This is a genomic window from Candidatus Methylomirabilota bacterium, assembly GCA_036001065.1.
GTDB lineage: Bacteria > Methylomirabilota > Methylomirabilia > Rokubacteriales > CSP1-6 > MNEF01.
The window spans coordinates 1-18221 of record DASYUQ010000187.1 but is presented as its reverse complement, the minus strand read 5'-3'; the positions used below and the strand labels follow the sequence as shown (position 1 = coordinate 18221).

Annotated in this window: 17 protein-coding genes; all 17 read right to left on the bottom strand. The window is 71.6% G+C overall.

What is annotated here, in order from left to right; all coding sequences use genetic code 11:
* Positions 1-30 precede the first annotated feature (30 nt).
* Positions 31-537, bottom strand: coding sequence for a DUF2062 domain-containing protein (locus tag VGV13_18375; protein ID HEV8643056.1), 507 nt, complete (start codon positions 535-537; stop codon positions 31-33).
* Entirely contained in the window at positions 534-1655 is a 1122-nt protein-coding gene (locus VGV13_18370) for an MraY family glycosyltransferase (protein ID HEV8643055.1), read from the bottom strand. Before VGV13_18370 ends, VGV13_18375 begins: the two co-directional genes overlap by 4 nt.
* Positions 1652-2665 carry a DegT/DnrJ/EryC1/StrS aminotransferase family protein gene (locus VGV13_18365; protein ID HEV8643054.1) on the bottom strand — a complete coding sequence of 338 codons (1014 nt, stop codon included), beginning with the start codon at positions 2663-2665 and terminating at the stop codon, positions 1652-1654. Before VGV13_18365 ends, VGV13_18370 begins: the two co-directional genes overlap by 4 nt.
* Positions 2666-2685: 20 nt before the next feature.
* The gene (locus VGV13_18360) at positions 2686-3300 is read right to left on the bottom strand and encodes a PIG-L deacetylase family protein (GenBank protein HEV8643053.1); all 615 of its coding nucleotides are present in this window, start codon (positions 3298-3300) and stop codon (positions 2686-2688) included.
* Positions 3301-3306: 6 nt separating this feature from the next.
* Complete coding sequence (locus VGV13_18355) at positions 3307-4026, bottom strand: WbqC family protein (GenBank protein ID HEV8643052.1); 720 nt, start codon at positions 4024-4026, stop codon at positions 3307-3309.
* Positions 4023-5483 carry a hypothetical protein gene (locus VGV13_18350; protein HEV8643051.1) on the bottom strand — a complete coding sequence of 487 codons (1461 nt, stop codon included), beginning with the start codon at positions 5481-5483 and terminating at the stop codon, positions 4023-4025. The genes VGV13_18355 and VGV13_18350 overlap by 4 nt, the downstream gene beginning before the upstream one ends.
* Positions 5480-6649 (bottom strand): glycosyltransferase, encoded by a 1170-nt coding sequence (locus VGV13_18345; GenBank protein HEV8643050.1) that lies wholly within the window; start codon positions 6647-6649, stop codon positions 5480-5482. Before VGV13_18345 ends, VGV13_18350 begins: the two co-directional genes overlap by 4 nt.
* Positions 6646-8757: a glycosyltransferase gene (locus VGV13_18340; GenBank protein HEV8643049.1), complete on the bottom strand. Its 2112-nt coding sequence runs from the start codon at positions 8755-8757 to the stop codon at positions 6646-6648. The genes VGV13_18345 and VGV13_18340 overlap by 4 nt, the downstream gene beginning before the upstream one ends.
* Positions 8754-10661: an asparagine synthase (glutamine-hydrolyzing) gene (gene asnB, locus VGV13_18335; GenBank protein ID HEV8643048.1), complete on the bottom strand. Its 1908-nt coding sequence runs from the start codon at positions 10659-10661 to the stop codon at positions 8754-8756. The genes VGV13_18340 and asnB overlap by 4 nt, the downstream gene beginning before the upstream one ends.
* Positions 10662-11181: 520 nt before the next feature.
* Positions 11182-12369 (bottom strand): glycosyltransferase family 4 protein, encoded by a 1188-nt coding sequence (locus VGV13_18330; GenBank protein ID HEV8643047.1) that lies wholly within the window; start codon positions 12367-12369, stop codon positions 11182-11184.
* On the bottom strand, positions 12366-13286 hold the full coding sequence (locus tag VGV13_18325) for a glycosyltransferase family 2 protein (protein HEV8643046.1): 921 nt from the start codon (positions 13284-13286) through the stop codon (positions 12366-12368). Before VGV13_18325 ends, VGV13_18330 begins: the two co-directional genes overlap by 4 nt.
* Positions 13283-14509: a glycosyltransferase family 4 protein gene (locus VGV13_18320; GenBank protein ID HEV8643045.1), complete on the bottom strand. Its 1227-nt coding sequence runs from the start codon at positions 14507-14509 to the stop codon at positions 13283-13285. Before VGV13_18320 ends, VGV13_18325 begins: the two co-directional genes overlap by 4 nt.
* A gap of 25 nt (positions 14510-14534) precedes the next feature.
* Positions 14535-15251 (bottom strand): class I SAM-dependent methyltransferase, encoded by a 717-nt coding sequence (locus VGV13_18315; GenBank protein HEV8643044.1) that lies wholly within the window; start codon positions 15249-15251, stop codon positions 14535-14537.
* Positions 15252-15345: 94 nt separating this feature from the next.
* Positions 15346-16158, bottom strand: a complete 813-nt coding sequence (locus VGV13_18310; protein ID HEV8643043.1) for a CDP-alcohol phosphatidyltransferase family protein — start codon at positions 16156-16158, stop codon at positions 15346-15348.
* Complete coding sequence (locus VGV13_18305; protein ID HEV8643042.1) at positions 16155-16862, bottom strand: class I SAM-dependent methyltransferase; 708 nt, start codon at positions 16860-16862, stop codon at positions 16155-16157. The genes VGV13_18310 and VGV13_18305 overlap by 4 nt, the downstream gene beginning before the upstream one ends.
* Positions 16863-16977: 115 nt before the next feature.
* A complete protein-coding gene (locus VGV13_18300; protein ID HEV8643041.1) occupies positions 16978-17871 on the bottom strand; it encodes a glycosyltransferase family 2 protein in 894 nt (297 codons plus the stop codon).
* 30 nt (positions 17872-17901) lie between these two features.
* A complete protein-coding gene (locus VGV13_18295; protein ID HEV8643040.1) occupies positions 17902-18168 on the bottom strand; it encodes a GIY-YIG nuclease family protein in 267 nt (88 codons plus the stop codon).
* Positions 18169-18221: the final 53 nt, after the last annotated feature.

Below are 18221 nucleotides of genomic sequence, written 5' to 3'. Positions count from 1 at the left end.
CTTCGCCTTCATGATACCCCGGGGCGCCGCTCAGGCCGCGCGGCGCGGCCGGGTGGCGGAGGCGTCGGGGCGGCGGGCCCGGCGCGCGGAGATCACGCTGAAGGCGACGAAGTAGGTCGCGAGGCCGGCCGCGGTGCCGACGACCGTCGTGCCGATCAGCAGCGCGAGGGAGAGCTCCTGGAAGAGCGCGGTGGCGGCGCTCCACGACAGGCGGCCCGGGTGCTCGATCAGGAACGTCACCCAGGCGTCGCGCGTGCCGTCAGGGTCGGGCACCAGGAGCCCGCCGATCTTCAGCGCCGCGCCGTACACGAACGGCGCGAACCAGGGGAGGTTGATCCACGTCCCCGTGATCGTGGCCGCGCGGTTGAGCCGGAAGATACTGGCCACCACGATCGACAGGATCGTCTGCAACCCCCAGAACGGCGAGCAGCTGATGAAGACGCCCACGGCCAGCGCCAGCGCAATCCGCGCCGGGGGGTCGTCGAGATGCAGCACCGCCCGCAGCCGCGCGGCGAGCAGCCGCCACCAGGCCCTCATGCCGGCCGCCCGCGCCCCGCGCCCTCGAGCACCGCGATGATGGCCAGCACGCACGCCGCCTGGACGAGCAGGAGCACCGCCGCCCGGGTGGGGGCGCCCTCCAGCAGCAAGGCCGAGAGCCCGAGGGTCGCCGAGATGAAGTAGATGAGGAAGACGCTCTCCGTCTTGGTGAGCCCCAGCGCCTGGAAGCGGTGGTGGATGTGGTCCTTGCCCGTAAAGGCGAGCCACTGGGGCAGGGAGTGCACCTTGCGGGTCACCACGCGCACGATGCTCACAAAGACGATGTCGAACAGGGGGACGCCGAGGATGAGCATGGGGGTGAAGAGTGCCACGACGGGGTCATTTTCCGCCCACTCGCCCATTACCGCCAGCCCTGCCAGCGTGAAGCCGATGAAGGAGGCGCCGCTGTCGCCCAGGAAGATCCGGGCGCCGCCGGGACGGAAGTTGTAGGGCAGGAACCCCAGGCAGGCGCCCACCAGCGCCGCCGACAGGAACATGAGGTAGCGCTGGTCGGTCTGGAGCGCGGTGATGCTGAAGAAGACGCCGGCGATCGCGCCGAGCCCGGCGGCCAGCCCGTCCATGCCGTCGAGGAACTGGATGGCGTTCGTCACCGTAAGAAACCACAGGAGCGTCAGAGCGGCGTTGAGCCCCACGAAGCCTGGCACCCACGACGGCACGGTGTGGAGGGTCACGCCGTAGAGCATCGCCACCACCACGCCGCTCACCTGGCCCGCGAGCTTGACGCGGGCGGGCAGCTCGACCACGTCGTCGAGGACACCTACCGCGACGACGATCGAGGCGCCCAGGGCCACGCCCTTGAGCTGGAGCGAGAAGTGGAAGTTGGCCAGCACCGTCACGGCAAAGGCGAAGTAGACGGCGGCGCCGCCGAGCAGGGGCGTGGCCACCGCGTGCACCTTGCGGGCGGTCGGCTGGTCGAGCACGCCCCGCCAGAGGGCATAGCCGCGTACCAGCGGCACCGCGAAGAAGGCCATGGCGAACGCGACGGCGGTGAGGTAGAGCCACAGCAGCTCCGCGTGATGGAACCAGCGGCGCACGGGCGGCGCGAGCAGGGCGACCACCACCGCCAGGCGGAGCACCGTGGGCCACGGCTCGCTCACGCGGCCAACGCCTCCCCGAGCGCCGCGGCGACGGCGTCGACCTCGGCGTCGGTCAACGAGGGATAGCAGGGCAGCGACAGCGACTGCGCCCACAGGCGCTCCGCCTCCGGGTACCCGGAGAGCCCGAGCGCGCGATGGATGGGGCGGAAGACGGGCCGGCGGGCGGCGATGCCGCGCGCCTCGAGCCCCGCGATCACCGCGTCCAGCGGCCGGTCGATGGCCACGATGAAGCGATGATAGACGTGGCGCTCTTGGGCATCGGCGGGCAGCCGGCACGGCACGCCGCCCAGCCGTGCCCGGTAGCGGGCGGCGATGGCGCGGCGGCGCGCGATGAACGCGTCGAGGCGGCCGAGCTGACTGCGCCCCAGCGCGGCCTGCATGTCGGTCAGCTTGTAGTTGAAGCGCGGCGCCAGATCGTCGCGCTCGTCGTAGTCCCGGGCATCGCGCGCCCGGCTCACCAGCGCGGCGGGCCCCGCGACCGCTCCCCCTTCGCCGGTGGTCAGAAGCTTCGTCGCATAGAAGGAGCAGACCGCGATATGCCCCAGGCTGCCCGCGGGGCGCCCGCCCACGCGCGCGCCCAGCGTCTGGGCACAGTCCTCCAGCAGCGGCACACCCAGGGCCGTGAAGGGCGTCGGATCCACGGCCAGACCGAAGGCGTGGGGCACGATCAGGCAGCGGGTGCGGCCGGTCAGGCGGCGCTTGGCGTCATCGGCCGACAGCGACAGCGTCGCCGGGTCGGCGTCGGCCAGGACAGGCAGGGCGCCGCAGCGGGTGACGGCGTGGTGGAGCGCGTCGCACACGTAGGTGGGGATGATCACCTCGTCGCCGGGGCCGACGCCGAGCGCCCGGAGGGCGAGCTCGAGCGCGGCGCTGCCCGAGCTGACGGCCGCCGCGGCCTCCACGCTCAGGCGGGCGGCGAGCTCCCGCTCGAAGGCGGCGACCTCGGGGCCCTGGGCGAGCCCGCCGGAGCGGACGACGCGGGCGACGTGCTCGACGTCGCCCGCGCTCACGGTGGGCCGGGAGTGCGGGATCAAATATCCAGCAGCAGCCGGACGGACTGAAACGCCTCCGCGTACTTCACGCGCGCCTGGATACCCCGGAAGTTCGCGCACGACACCGCCAGCTCGAGGATCGTCAGGTCCTCGATGTTGGTCTTGGCCACCTGGGAGCGGTGGGCCTCCAGGCAGGCGAGCTTCTTGTCGAGCACCTTCTCGATGTTCGTGTAGCAGTTCGGCGTGAAGTTCTGCGTGGACGGGACCTCGAAGAAGAGGAAGTTCGGCACGTAGCGGGTGGCCGAGACGGCGCCCTGGGCGAGGTTGCGGTGATCCTGGTGGGTGTCGTCGGGGGAGTTCACGAAGATCATCGCCGGCCGGACGTCCCGGATGACCGACTCGATCCGCACGATGAGCTCGCGGTTGTAAGGGACCTCGGTGTCTTTGTAATCGCCCCAGAACACCTGGCGGGCCCCTATCACGACCTTGGAATCGTCCTGCTCGCCCCGGCGAACAGACGCGTCGCCGCCCAGAGCGCCGTCGGTGGCGACGAACAAGAAGACGTCGTGGCCCTTCTGGGTGTACTGGGTGAGCGTGCCGCCGCAGCCGTACTCGATGTCGTCCGGATGGGCGCCGATGGCGAGGACGTTCACCGCTGGTCAGCCCCCCCGGGGTTCCGGGCCGAGGCGCGTCCATTGGTTGCCATGGCGGAGAATCGCCAGCGCCGCGTCACCGTGCGTCAATAATAAGTCAAGTGCCGAGAGAAACGGGACGAATTCTCCATGCGGCTGGGGGTAGACGGGGTGCACGTACTGCTGGGCCTGCACCTCGATGCCGGCCTCCGCGAACTGGGGGAGGTCCATGTACTGGGCGCCGTCGCGGCCGGCCAGGTAGACGGTGGCGCCCACCGCGCGACAGAGCTCGACCAGGCGCCGGCTGGGATCCCTGGTGGTCACGCCGAGCTCGGACGCCAGGCGCGCCGGCGTCACGATGCCGACGGCGCCGGCCAGCCAGCGAGCGCTGGCCACCGCCAGCGGCGCCAGCCGCGTCCAGGCCCGGGCGTAGAAGTCGCCCAGCTCGGGAGCGTAGCGCTTGAAGTGGGACGCCCGGGCGTACGCGTGCTCGATCGCCACCAGGTGGCGCCGGGCCCAGGCCTGCGTCGTATCGATCTCGACGTCGGCGATCGAGACCCCCAGGCGAGCGCGTACGGGCACGGTCAGCCAGTGCGGCCCCTCCCTCGTCTTGATCTGGTTCCGGTTCTGCCAGCCGTTCTTCTCGTACTGCACGGTATCGAGGAAAATGAAGAGGTCGGCCTCCGCCCATTTCGCCAGGTAGCCGAGCCACGGCAGGTAATGGGGCTGGTGGATGGCGACCTTCATGATCCCGTGACGAAGATCGGGCTCGTCAGCAGGCGGTGGGGCGCGGTGGAGCGCGCGTCCAGCCGGAACACCACCGAGCGCCGCTCCACCGCGTCGCGGTACACGGCGCGGAACGGCGTCCGGCCCGTCCACGCCTCGGCCACCTCGCCGTTGCGCAGGAGCGTCACGCGCACCGGCAGGCCAGCGGCGTCGGTGACGTCGACGGCCACGCGCACCTCGATGGGCGTGCCCGCCGGAAGGCGCAGGGTCTCGCCCGAGATCACGGTCGCCTCGCCGCCCGCGATCGAGAAATCGGCCAGGACCAGCCCGACCTCCAGCGTCCGCGACAGCGCGTACAGCCGACCGCGCTTGAGCGCGTCGAGCACCGCCGCCTCCGACTTCTCCGTCTTGAGGAAGACAGTCTGCACCGTACTCAGGCGCTTGCCGGTAGTGAGACCGTGGAAGCCGGACTCGCCGACCGCCCAGGCCGGGCGGCTCCGCTCACCGGCGGCATACTGGGCCAGCAGCCGGTCCCAACCGCCACCGGGATCGACCACGCGAGTCGCCTGCTCGTAAAGCCCGCCGAGGGCCGTGTAGCGGAAGGTCTTCAGGAGATCGTCGGTGTACGGCTCGGTCTCCCAGGAGACGCGGACGGGACCGACCCACCGCTCGCCCGCGTCCGTCGCCTCGGGAAACGACCACACCGTCGCGCCGCCCAGGCTTTCGACGCGATCGATCAGGGCCTGGTGGGGGGCGAGGCCGTGGTCCTCCCACGGCGGATAGCGATCCACGGTGAACGGCCAGGCGCGCACCAGGGTCAGGACGCCGAGCCCGACGACGAGGACGCCGGAAAACCGCGAGCGCTGCCGGATGATGACGATCGTCCGGCCGATGCGACGCCGGCGGCGCCGCTTCACGAGGAGCAGCGCGATGCCCGGGATCACCAGGAGGCCGGGCGCCGCCTCCAGCGCCGACTGCCACGTGTAGATCGCCTCGTGCTGGTTGCCGGTGACCGGCAGGGACGCCAGCGCCTGGGCGTCGGTGAGGCCGAAGACCAGGAGGTTCTTCTGCGTGTTGTGCGCCGTGAGCGCCAGCGGCGAGCCCGTCCAGTAATAGTGCGGGATGACCTCGACGCCGGGGAGCAGCAGCACGCGCGGATACTGCCGGCGCACCTCGGCCACCCGCGCCAAGTAGCGCTCGAGACCGAAGTCGAGCACGCTCCGCTCCTGGTGGGCCACGCGCGTCAGCGCGCGGAACGGCGGCACGCCGTACTCGATCCGGATCAGGTAGTTCTCGGCGAGCAGCAGCGCTTCGACCCCTTGCTGCTCGGCAGTCCGCGCCAGGTCTTCCAGAGGAAAATCGCCGGTCGTGATGTCGGAGTGAGCGTGCAGGACGGCGGGGAGCCGCTCCAGCGCGTCGGCGGGCCCAGCGGCGGCAACGACGCCGAGGGCGAGGACGGCCAAGGCGGCCCACGTCATCGCAGCCCCTTGTCGCGGACGAGTGCGTCGTACACCGCGAGCAGCCGGGCCTCGGCGACGGTCGTCGAGAACTGCTCGGCGCGGGCGCGCGCGGCCTGGCCCAGCTTGGCGCGCAGCCTGGCGTCGCGCCCCAGCTCGACGACGGCCGCCACCAGAGCGTCGGTATCGTCCGGAGGGATGAGCCGCCCGCACTCGTCGTCTCCGATCACGGAGGGAATGCCGCCCACTGCGGCGCCGATCACCGGCAGCCCCAGCGCCATCGCCTCCACCACCGCCCGTCCCATTCCCTCGTTCCGCGAGGGCGCCGCGCAGACGTCCGCCGCCGCCAGGTAGTCGACCAGCCCCTGGGCGGCGCCACCGACCACACCCCCGAAATGCACGCGCGCGGCCACCCCCAGGGCGGCGGCGCGGCCCTCGAGCGCCGCGCGCTCGGGTCCGTCGCCGACGAGGACGAGCCGGGCTCCCGGCACCTCGGCCAGCAGGCGCGGCAGCGCGGCCACGAGCAGGTCGAAGCCCTTGACGCGTACGAGCCGGCCGACGCCGACGACGACGAAGGCGTCAGGGGCGATGCCGAGGCGGGCGCGGGCCTCGCCGCGGGCCGGCGCGCTGGCCCGCAGCGCGGCCGTCGGCACGCCGCTCGGCACCACGACGAACTGCGCGGGGCGGCCGATGCGCTGGGCGAGGTGCTCGCTGGTGCCCCGCTCGGTCAGCGCGACGATCCGGTCGGTCCAGCGGGCGGCGCGGCGCTCGAGCGCGATGAAGAAGGCCGACCGCCGGGGACCGTAGTAGCCGTAGAAGATGTGCCCGTGGGGCTGATGGATGACCGCGGGCACGCCGGCCAGGCGCGCGGCCAGGCGTCCGACGAAGCCCGCCTTGGAGGTGTGCGTGTGGACGACGGCCGGACGCTCGCGACGCATCAGCCGCGTGAGGGTCAGGAGCGCGGCGAGGTCGCCGCCGGGCGAGACCTCGCGCCGCAGCGCGGGGACGTCGATGATGCGGCAGCCGCGGCGCCGGGCGTCGTCGACCGTGGGCGCGTCCGACTCTGCGATACCCACGGCCAGCGCGCAGTCGTACCCCGCGCGCGCCAGCGCCACCACCTGCCCCAGGGTGTTCTCCGACGAGCCGCCCAGCGTGAGCCGGGTGATCACGTGCAGGACGCGGATCACGGGCGAGCGTCACCCTCCCGCCGGCAGGCGTACAGCTCGATCGAGGGCGCCAGCAGCCACCGGCGGCCCGAGAGCGTCTCCACGACGCGGACGCCGGCGGCGAGGCCCGCGCGGAGCCAGCCGGGAAGCTCGCCGGGCTCGGCGTCCGCCCACGCCGGGCCCTCGGCCGTCAGCGACGAGTTGCGCACGACGAGCACCCGGAAGCCGGCGCGCTCGACGAGGCAGCGGAGCCCGCGCGCGGTGAACGAAAAGAGGTGGAGGACTGGGTAGACGTTCAGGCGGAAGCGCCGCGCCAGCGGACCGACCCACCCCAGCACACGCAGGCTCGGCCGGTGAAAGGCGCCGTTGGGAACGCGGATCACCAGCGCGCCGCCGGGGGTCAGCACCCGGCGGGCCTCGGCGAGGACGCGCGCCGGGTCGGGCAGGTGGTCGAGCACGTTGATCAACGTCACCGCTTCCACTGAACGGTCGCGCAGCGGGATCTCCGCACTGTCGGCCTGAATCACGGGACCGCCGGACACCGTGCGGGCGACGGCGCAGGCCTCGTAGGCGACGTCGCTGCCGACGCTGCGCCAGCCGAGCTTCGCGGCCGCAACCATCAGCTGCCCGCCGCCGCAGCCCAGATCGAGCAGTCGTCGCCCGGCCTCGACGGACCCCAGGCGGGCGAGGAGGGCGGTGAACAGCTCGACGCGCGGCCGCCCGATCCGATCGGGGGCGAAGCGAGCCGGGTAGTCGCGCTCGTAAAACGCGCGGAGCTCGGCGGCGCCCGGACGCGCGCGTCTGGCCGCCGTGCCACAGCCCGGGCAGACCTCATACGGCTGACCGTGGCGGACGAGCCGGGGCGTCGCCTGCGTCCCGCAGACGGAGCACGCCCGCGGCGGGGCCGCCGCCTCCGGGCGCTCAGCCAGCGTCTGCAAGGTCGTCTCCAGATCGCCGATCGAGCGCTCCCAGCCGTAACGCGTCTCGGCGTGGCGGCGGCTGGCGTCGCGGAGCCGCCGGGCGCCGGCCGGATCCTGGACCACCGAGTGGAGGAACCGCCCGAGATCCTGCGCCATCGCTTCCGCGGACACACCCCGGAAGACCAGTGCGGGGGCCAGCGGGACCAGGATCTCGGGGGTGGCGCCGACCGGAGTGCCGAGCACGGGCGTGCCGCAGGCGAGCGCCTCGACCGTCACCAGGCCGAACCCCTCGAGCGCCCGCGTGGGGAGCACGAACGCGTCGGCCGCCCCGTAGTACCGCGGCAGGTCGGCGTCGGCGACGAAGCCCAGGAACTTCACGTGGTCCTCGAGGCGCAGCGACGCGGCCAGCGCCTCGAGCTCGCGACGCAGCGAGCCGGCGCCGCCGATCAGAAGCAGCGTGTCCGGGACAAGCCGGCGGAGCAGGTTCATCGCCCGTAGGAGGTTGTCGAGCCCCATCCGGGGCTCGAGGTTACGCAGGGTGAAGAGCAGCGGCCGCCCGGCCGGCAGGCCCAGCTCGCGGCGGAGCGCCACCCGGTCGCGCGGCGGCTGGAAGCGGTCGAGGTCCACCCCGGCCGGGATCTTTACGATCCGCGCGCGCGGGATCCGATAGAGCTTCCCGACGAGGCTGGCCGAGAAGTCGCTGAGCACGTGGATCCGGGTCGCCCGCGACAGACTCGCGCGCTCGAACAACCAGAGCGCCGCCGCGCCGGCGTACCCGGCGAGGCCCCCGCGGTGCCGGTCCGTCGTACCCCGGCGGGTCCGGTACTCGAGCGGCGCCGGTGAATGAAACGTGTAGAGGCTCGGCAGCCGCCGGCCCACCGGCGAGGTGAGCGCTCCGAAGGCGGCCAGGGGCTGGTGGAAATGCAACACGTCGGCGCCGTGAGCATCCACCTCTTCGGCGACGGCGCGCCGCGCTCCGAGGATCGACGTCCGGAGAAAGCCCCGGAGCGTGCGGCGATCGACGGCGAAGTGCCGGACGGGAACATCGCGATAGACGACCGCGCCTTCGCCGCCGTGCCGGGGCGCGCGGCTGACGACCCGGACTCGATGTCCAGCCGCCGCCAGCCGGGAGGCCTGCTCCCACACCACGCGCTCGGCCCCGCCCAGCACGGCGATGGGCGAGACGTCGGACACGATCAGGATCCTCACTCTCGGGCGCTCCACAGCCCGTGCGTGTCCAGGTATTGCCGCATCCAGAGCTCGGCCATCATGAGCGTCCAGAGCCGGTCGGCGTGGTTCTGCCCGCCCGCCAGGTGCTCGCGCGCGAGCGCGGCCACCGCGGCAGCCTCGAAGAGGCCGCGCGCCTGCACGCGTTCGGGTGACAGGAGATCGTCCAGGAGCGGCCTCAGATCGGTACGCAGCCAGCGGGCCAGCGGGACCGTGAAGCCCTGCTTGCGTCGGCAGAGGATCTCGCGGGGCAGGACGTCGGCGAACGCGGCCTTGAGCAGGCCCTTGAGGCCGAGCCGGGGAAGCTTGGTCGCCGGGGCCAGGCGAAGGCTCTGCTCGACCAGCCGGTGGTCGCAGAACGGCGCCCGCAGCTCGAGCGAGTGGGCCATGCTCATCCGGTCGGCCATGACGAGCAGGTCGTCGGGCAGATAGGTGCTGAGATCGATGCGAAAGGCGCCGTCCACGGGGTCATCGTGACCGAGCCCGGCGAAGGCCGCGCGCTGCACGTCGTCGACGCGTTCGTGCCAGCGGCGGCGGAGCGCCGGCGTGGCCAGGCGCTCGAGGTCGGCGTCGGAGAAGAAGCGCGTCCAGCCGAGATAGCGGTCGGGCAGCGGCTGATCGCCGCCGCCGAAAAACCGCCGGATCCAATTCCCCCAGCTCCGGCTGGCTTCGGACTCGCGCACGAAGCGCTGGGCGGCGGTGGCCGGCAGTGTCCGGAGCCAGCGGGGCAGCCCCGTATAGAGCTCGGAGAAGCGGAGTCCGAGATAGCGCGGGTAGCCGGCGAACGTCTCGTCGCCCCCGATGCCCGAGAGCACCACCTTGACGTGCCGGGCCGTGGCCTGGGCGACGGCCAGGGTGGGGATCGCCGACGAGTCGGCGAAGGGCTCATCGAAGTGGTGGACGATGGTCGGCAGCAGGTCGGCGACGACGGGGGCGAGGATCTCCTCGTGATGGTCGGTCTCGAATCGCCGGGCCACCATTCGCGCATAGGGCAGCTCGTCGTAGGAGGGCGCGCTGGGGCCGAACCCGACCGTGAAGGTGGCGATGCGCTGGCCGGTCACCTCGCGCATGCAGGCCACGACCGCGCTCGAATCGATGCCGCCGGAGAGAAACACGCCCAGCGGCACGTCGCTCTCCAACCGCAGGCGCACCGCCTCGCGCAGCTCGTGGCGCACCAGCGCCGGGGCATCCGCGGGCGCGATGCGCTCGGCCGTCGCCCCGCTCCCGCCAGGCAGCGCCCAGTACCGCGCCAGCCTCAGCCGACCATCGGCGAGCACGGCGGTGTGACCCGGCGGCAGCTTGGCGATGTCGGCGAAGATCGAGCGCGCGCGCGGCGTGTAGCCGAACGCCAGGTAGTGATGGAGGGCGTCCCAGTCGAGGGCGCGGGCGACGGCCGGATGACAGAGCAGCGCCTTCAGCTCCGAGGCGAAGAGGAGCAGCCCGTCGCGGTGCCAGTAGTAGAGCGGCTTCTTGCCCAGGCGATCCCGCGCCAGCAGCAGGCGCCGCCGCGGCCGGTCCCACAGGGCGAAGGTGAACATGCCGCGCAGCCGCTCGACGCACGCGTCGCCGAACGCCTCGTACGATTTCAGAACGACCTCGGTGTCGCTGCGCGTCCGGAAGGCCCGCCCGTGGGCCTGGAGCGTCGATCTCAGGTCCCGGAAGTTGTAGACCTCGCCATTGAAGACGATCCACGCCGACTCGTCGGCGTTGGTGATGGGCTGGTGCCCGGTGTCGAGATCGATGATGGCCAGGCGGGTGGATCCCAGGCCGATCCCCGGCTCGACGTGGAGCCCGTCGTCGTCGGGCCCGCGGTGCTTGAGCACGCGCAGCATCGAGGGCAGCAGCTCGGGGGGCGCGACGCCGACGTATCCGGCGATGCCGCACATGGCCGCTAGTGCCGTTCCAACTTGTTGATACTAAATCTGTCCACGAACGACGTACACGGTGCCTTCCTAGGCGCGAATAGTTGGAACGGCACTAGTTGAGTCGGAGGGGGCGGACGTTACGGCCCCCTCCGAAATTCATAGTCAGTGGGGGCCTCCCGGCCCCCTCCGAGCCTCCCCAGTGGAGATGGCGCCGGCGAAGCCGGCGCTCGAACGAAGTCGGCGTCAACTCCCGGTCGCGTGGCCAGGGCACAGACTTCTTCGACACGCCGCTAGCCGGCGAGGCCGACCGGCGTCACGTGCGGATGGCCGGCGCCGGTGAGCGCGCCACGCGGATGCGCGGCCGCGGTCACGGCGGTCGTTCCCATCTGAGCTCCAGGAGGCTGGGAAGGCCCATAAAAACGTCCTTCCAGCAGTATGCGGGAAGACACGTGCCGGCGCCTAGCGGATCGTAGCCTCCGGGTGCCACGCCAGGAACCGCCGTCTCCCCCGCCGGCCGGGGCCGGTCCTCGACGCGCGGCTGTCAGGAAGCCCGGCCGGCAGGGCGACCTCGCTCGGAGCCGGTGCCGTCGCCGGCCGCGCGCGATGCGGCCGACCAGTAGAGCTCCTGCAATGCTCCGACGCTTCGCGTGAGCGAGAAGTCCCGGACCACACGCTCGCGGCCCCGTCGGCCCATCGCCGCTGCTTCGGCCGGACGATCGAGGAGGAAGAGGACGGCCCGGGCCAAGGCCACCGGATCCTCGGGCGGAATCAGGAGCCCGGTCCGTCCGTCTTCCACGACCTCCGGGTTTCCGCCCACGCGCGTCGCCACCACGGGCTTGGCCAGCGCCATCGCCTCCAGCAGCGCGAAGGGCAGCCCTTCCGAGCGCGAGGGCAGCACCACCACGTCCAAGATCGCGACGAGATCCGCCACGTCGTGGCGGGGGCCGAGGAACACACAGTGGGAGGCCAATCCCAGCGCCGCGGCCCGGCGACGAAGCTCCGGACCCAGCATCCCGTCGCCGACGAAGAGGCAGCGGAGCTGAGGCCACGAGGTCACGAGCGTGGGGAGCGCGGCCACTAACAGATCCGGGCCCTTCTGCCGCGTCAGCCGACCGACGAGACCGATGAGCCGCGTGTCGGGGCTGAGCCCCAGCTCGGCGCGCGCGGCCGCCGGGGGACGTTCGGGGACGAACCGCGCGGGGTCGATCCCGTTCTGGATGACGACGACCTGCTCGGCGGGAAGCCGGTAGCGCGCGACGAGGTCCCGCCCTACCGCGTGTGAAACCGCCACCACGCGATGGGCGAGCGGGCCCGTGAGCCGTTCGGCGGCGACGTAGAGCCGGCGGCGGAGGGCGCCGACCTCGTAGTCGAAGAGCGAGTTGTGGACGGTCGCCAGCACCACCGGCACCCCGACCAGGCGAGCCGCGATCTTGGCGTAGACGTTGGTCCGGGCGCCGTGGGATTGAACGATCATCGGACGCTCCCGACGGAACACCTGGCCGAGCTGCCACAGCGTGCGCGGGCTCAGCAGGCGGGTGTGGAGCGGGACGACGAAGGTCGGGACGCCGAGTGCGGCCAAACGCTCCGTGAGGGCGCCGGTCTCGGGCACCACGACGGTCAGGGCGAAGCGCCGCCGGTCGAGGGCGGTGGCCAGGCGGACGAGGTAGGCCTCGCCTCCGGCCAAGCCGGCGCTCTCGGCCACGTGCAGGACGCGGATCGGCGGTGTCACGGCCGCGCCTGGCCGAGCGCGCCGGTGCGGCCCCGGAGGCCGTCCCAGAGCCCTCTCAGCGAGGCCCCTGTCTCCCGGATCGAGGACGTGGCCAGGGCGTCGGCGGCGATGCGGGCCGCCGCCCCGGCGGCGGCCACGACGGCGGCGAGGACTGGGCGATGGAAGTACCCGCTGGTCCTGATCACCAGCAGCTTGTTCCGGTAGAGATAGTAGAGGCGCTCGGGGGACCGGGTTCCCCCGGGAGCGATCTTGTGCCGCGCCACCCCCCGCGGCTCGTATCGGATCCGCCAGCCGCGCTGTTTGAGGCGCAGGCAGTAGTCCACCTCCCAGTGGTTGATGAAGAAGCGCGGATCGAATCCGCCGACCTCGCGAAAGGCGCGGCGGTCGAGGAGCCAGCAGCAACCGATCACGTAGTCGCAGTCGATCGGCTCGTCCGGATCGGCCTCGCCGTAGCGGGCGCTCCAGCGAGCCACGAAGCCGGCGCCGTGCGCGGTGCAGTCCGGTCGGTCGAAGTAGACCGACCGGGCGCCGACGACGGCGACCCTGCCCTCTTCGGCCACCGCCACCAGCCGGTTGAGCACGTCGGGTGCAACCTCGACGTCGGCGTCGAGACCGAGAATGTAGGTGCCTTTGCTGGCCAGCCGGGTCTCGGCCAGGTTGTAGGGCACGTAGCTCCCCTCGTTCCGGGGGCTGCGGTGCAGGCGAAGGTCGAGCCATCCCTGTCCGCGCATGCGGTCGAAGGCCTCGGCCACGCGCGGCCCGGTGTCGTCCCGGGAGGCGTTGTCCCAGACGACGATCTCGACCTGCCCGCGCGGGTAGTCGAGCGCGCACAGCGACTCCAGGCAGGCCGCCAGAGGCCCGGCATCGTTGTAGGCAGGGATGAAGACGGACACCAGCGGCGCCTCACGCGCGGTCATGGCGCCCGCCGGGCCTTGACGACGCGCTCGAACACATCGGCGGTGCCGCGCACCATGTGCTCGGCGCTGAAGGCGCGCAGCACCGTGTCGCGGGCGGATCGGGCGAGTCGCCGGGCGAGGTCGCGATCGGTGAGCAAGCGCACCAGACCCTCGGCCAGCGCCGCGGGATCTCCGGCGCGCACCAGCAGACCGTTGACGGCGTCGTGCACCGCGGAGGTGACCCCGCCGATGCGGGACACGAGCACGGGCTTCTCCGAGGCCATGGCCTCCAACAGAGCGAACGGCAGGCCCTCCTGGCGCAGGGTGGGGAGAACGAACACGTCGCAGGCCGCCAGGTACTCGGGCGCCCGCTCGTGGGGCACCTCGCCCACGAAGAGGACGTGGGAGCTCGTCCCCAGCCGCTGGGCCAGCGCCTGGCCCTCGGCGAAGTAATCACCCACGCCGGCGACCACCACCCTGACCCGGGGCCAGGTTTCCCTCACCCGCGGCAGGGCTCGGAGGAGGACGTGGAGCCCCTTCTGGCGTGTCACGTGGCTCAGGAACAGCACCATCACCTCGTCCTCGCCGAGGCCCAGCGCGCTCCTGATCGCCGCGCCCCGCTCGGGGTCGGGACGAAAGCGCCGGGTGTCCACGCCGTTATAGACCACCTCGATGCGCTCGCGGGGGACGGGGAACCAGCGCGCCAGCGATCGCGCGACCTCGTCGCTGACGGCGATGATCCGGTCCGCGGCCCACATCAGCGGGAGCTCCCACCTGATATAGTGGTGGGCGAAGGCCAGGACACGGCGTGGCAGTCGGGCGTAGCCGGTCCCGTGGCTCACGCTCTGGCGCACCTCCGACGCGAACATCAGACCCTCGTGGCCTTCCATGAGAGCGACGATGGGCACCCCGGCCTGGCGGCAGAATCGGAGAGCCTGGCCTGGCAGCACGGCCTGCTGGCAGCAGACGACGTCGAACGGCCGCCTCGTGTGCAGCTCGCCCAAGGCCCGCGACAACGCTGACGCCCACCCTCCCCGCTGCGAGCCGAAGCGCGTGCCGGGCAGGGCGTACCGCGTGACGGCCCCGGCGACCACGGCCTCGCCGCCGGATGGGTGGCGGGACGAGAGGATCGTCACCTCGTGCCCCAGTCTGGCCAGCCCTTCGGCGAGAAGCTGACCGTGAACCTCCATGCCGCCCTTCATGCCGTGCCAGACGGTGACGAGCGATACGAAGCACACGTTCATGGGTGCCGGCCGCCGCGGATCGCCGTCATCCGGTGAGCGACTCGTCCGGGTAGAGCGCAAGGGGCCAGTCGTCGTCGGGCCGGTGCCGGATCTTCCGGGCCAGGTAGAAGGTGTAGCAAGCCAGTCCGGGGAACGCGCGGGCCAGCGGCTGGCCCAGGCGCGGGGGCGCTGGATAGAAGACGGCGCCCGCCGTCGCCTCGAGGGAGAGGTTCGGGTTCGATCGAAGCATCCGTGCGAAGGAGCGATGCGTGAGGCCGCGCACGTGGGGCCCGGGAAAGGCCAGGCAGATCGGGTCCCGGCCGAGCAGCAGGTAGACGCGGCTCAAGAGCGACGAGAGGTTGGGGATCCCCAGGGCGACGAACCCGCCGGTCTGCGTCACCCGCATCATTTCACGCAGCGGCGCGACGACCGTCTTGAGATGCTCCAGGACTTGGTTGCACACCACGACGTCGAACGACCGGTCCGGGAACGGCAGCCGCTCCCGCTCGATGTCCACCACGCACACGCGGAACGGGTGGCCCGGCGCGCGGTACTTGTCCTGAGGCTCGACGCCGACGACGTCCTCGAGCGCGAGGTCCCATGTGCTCGCGTAGAGCCGCGTGGCGTAGCCGTCCCCGCAGCCGACGTCGAGCAGGCTCCGGGCGCGGGGGACGCGCCGGAGGAGCGACTGGAAGGCGCTGCGGACGCAGCGCATCTCCTCGCCGGGCCGGAAGAGATGGCTCTTGAGGGCGCCGAGCGTCATGGCGCTCGCTTCTCGGCGGGCGCCGGCGTCCCCGGGGTCCACAGGCCGCCCCCGACGCCATGCTGGACGGTGACGAGCGACAGGACACAGACGTTCATCGCTCTCTGCCGCCGAACCACGCAGCCTTGATCGCGCGGCCCCGGCGTGCATAGAGGACGAGCACCAGAAATGCGTGGAGCGCGTAGGAGGTCAGGTACGCGGCGAGCAGGACGTCGACGGCGCGGAACCACCAGGCGATCAGCAAGAGGACGTAGTGGGTCTCGCGCACGCGTAGGTTCCGCGACAGGTGGCGCGCCGCCAGCGCTGGCGATCCTTCCTCGCCGTCCGACGCCGCCTCGGCGCCGGCGCACACCGGGTGGAGCCGTTCCCGCGCCTCCCGCAGCAGCTCGTCGTACGTCCGCTCCAGGTAGCCCAGCGTCACCGCCAGGAAGCAGGTGGCACCACCGACGCCGAGCCAGAAAAGCGTGCCCTGACCGAAGCCGTCCGGGTAGCGCAGGAGCTCCGGATGACGGAACGCCAGAATGCCGACGACGGCCCAGAATCCAAGATCGATGATCCCGCCACACACGGAATCAAGAAAGCGGCCGTACGGGTTCCCGGTCTTCAGTGTCCGGGCAAGGCTCCCATCGACGCAGTCGAGGAGGTTGAACAGGACGAGCAACGCGAGTCCCGCCGGGTGGAGGACCGCGCGGCCACTCACCAACGCGGCGCAGCCGATGAGCCCGACAACCCCCGAGAGCCAAGACACCGCCTCCGACGTGAGTCCCAGGCGGATGGCGATCCACGTCAGCGCGAAGCCCGCCGGCCGGAAGAGAAAGCGGCTCAGGATCAGGTAGCGCTCGTAGCCGCGCTTCCAGCCGTGGGCGACGCGAATGTCGTGGAGCGTCGGCGCGGCCCCGCCCCTCACGGCTTCCTCGCTACCGCGAGGATCCCACCGCATATCCATTCGCCGAACCACTCCAAGCCTATTATGCGGGCTAGGACGCGCCGCTTCCAGGAACGCTCGAACTGCCGCGCGTTGATCAGGAACCGTGGCGGCTCGAATCCCGCCATGACCAACAGCCCGCTGAGGTCGCGACGTGTGAAGTAGTGGAGATGCCCGCCGCCCCAGACGAAGGTGTCGGTTGTCGTGTGGGGGAATTCTCCTCGCCACACCAGCCGGGCCACGTTCCGAAAATACCGAATATTTGGCGTCGTCAGGATCAGCCGCCCAGCCGGTCGCAGGACGCGGTGGAGCTCGCGCAGCAGCTGCAAAGGATCGACGACGTGCTCTATCACCTCGAGACACGTGGCCCAGTCGAATGCTCCACTCCGGTAGGGCAAGGCCCCGCAGTTGAGGTCCGCGCAGACCCCGATCACACCGCGGCCGCAGGCCTCGTGTACCGCGACCTCCGATACGTCGCAGCCGTGGACCGCCCCGCATCGACCGTGCGCGACACCGATCAGATTGCCGATCCCGCAGCCGACGTCGAGGAGCCGCTCGGCCCCGTCGAGCGCGCTCTCCACACCCTCAAGGATCTCGTCCGGCCCGAAGTCGGCGTCGTTGATGCGATGTCGCCGCTCCTCCCAATACTGCTCGTAGAGCTCCTTGATCGTCGTCCCCGCCCTCATGGCCCGCTCTGCGCTTCCGCCCTGCCCGGCGACGGATTCATCGGGATATTCAGGGGCTGGTCAAGTGCGCCGCCTTCAAGGAAGTAAAGACCCCTTGTCCATGCCGTCGTAGGCGTCATCGCGCTCGCCAGATCCAGGCCGGGCCCGCGCCGGTGCGGCCCAGGTGGTAGTCGCGGAGCGCGGCCAGGATAGCCCGCGCCGCTCCCAGGCGCCCGGGGCCCTCCGACTTCAGCGCGAGCCAGGCCACGTCGCGCGCGAAGCGGCGGTGGAGCCGCGGGAGCGCGCCCGGCGCGTGGCGCCGCAGGAAAACGAGGTGGCTCCGCGACCGGTGGTAGACGCGGAGCGGTGAGCCGATCCCCCCGGAGCTGGCGGCGACCCGGTGCCGGACCTTGATCCCGGGTACCACCACGTTGCGCAGCCCGGCCATCCGAGCCCGCAGGCCCCAGTCGGTGTCCTCCCAGTAGAGGAAGAACCGCGCGTCGAGAAGCCCTACCCGCTCGAGGGCGGACCGCTTGATCAGGAGGCAGCAGCCGGTGACGTAGTCGGACTCGATGAGGGCTCCCGCCGCACTGGCCGCGCAGGCCTCGAAGCTCCGAACGTCCCCCTGCGCCGGGTCGAAGGCGGCCCCGGCGAACCAGACCTTCGTCGAGTCATCGACGTCCACGACGAGCGGGCCCAAGCTGCCCACATCCGCCGTCCGCTCGCCAACCTCCACCAGCTCCCGCAGCAACTCTGGAACGACGAGGGCGTCGTCGTTGAGCAGCAGCACATAGTCCGCCCCGCGCCGGCTGGCGTCACGGATACCGAGGTTGTTGCCGGCGGCGTACCCTACGTTGGCGGCACTGGTGACGACCCGCACATCGCGCGGGCTCGCCGTCGCTTCCCGCCAGCGCGATGCCGCGAGGCCGTTCTCGACCACGATCAGCTCGTGGTTGTCGTAGTCGAGCTTGCGGCATGCCTCCAGGCAGGCCAGCAGCGCCGGCCACTGGTCGAGGTGGAGGATGATCACCGCGACCCGCGGGCTCGTTCTCGCCACCGGCTAGTGCCGTTCCAACTTGTTGGTACTAAATCTGGCCAGGAACGACGCGAGGCGGTTGCGCAAGCAGCGTTTACCCTTCCCCGTCTTCAAGAACCGTTCCCGGCGAAACGCATCATCGCCACTCAGGCAGGCCTCGTAGTACGCGAGTACCAGTGGCCGTCGGTAAGCGGTCGCGCGCACCTTTCTGTCAGCGTGCAGCTTGATTCGGGTGCGGAGGTCGTGCGTCGTTCTGGTGTAGAGCCGTTGATCTCGATCACTCCGCAACACGTACGTGTAGTACACGGCGCCTCCCTTGGCGCGAATAGTTGGAACGGCACTAG

Coding starts and splice junctions, on each gene's coding strand:
- VGV13_18375 (HEV8643056.1), bottom strand. CDS start 537: ATGAGGGCCTGGTGGCGGCTGCTCGCCGCGCGGCTGCGGGCGGTGCTG.
- VGV13_18355 (HEV8643052.1), bottom strand. CDS start 4,026: ATGAAGGTCGCCATCCACCAGCCCCATTACCTGCCGTGGCTCGGCTAC.
- VGV13_18350 (HEV8643051.1), bottom strand. CDS start 5,483: ATGACGTGGGCCGCCTTGGCCGTCCTCGCCCTCGGCGTCGTTGCCGCC.
- asnB (HEV8643048.1), bottom strand. CDS start 10,661: ATGTGCGGCATCGCCGGATACGTCGGCGTCGCGCCCCCCGAGCTGCTG.
- VGV13_18325 (HEV8643046.1), bottom strand. CDS start 13,286: ATGACCGCGCGTGAGGCGCCGCTGGTGTCCGTCTTCATCCCTGCCTAC.
- VGV13_18320 (HEV8643045.1), bottom strand. CDS start 14,509: ATGAACGTGTGCTTCGTATCGCTCGTCACCGTCTGGCACGGCATGAAG.
- VGV13_18315 (HEV8643044.1), bottom strand. CDS start 15,251: ATGACGCTCGGCGCCCTCAAGAGCCATCTCTTCCGGCCCGGCGAGGAG.
- VGV13_18305 (HEV8643042.1), bottom strand. CDS start 16,862: ATGAGGGCGGGGACGACGATCAAGGAGCTCTACGAGCAGTATTGGGAG.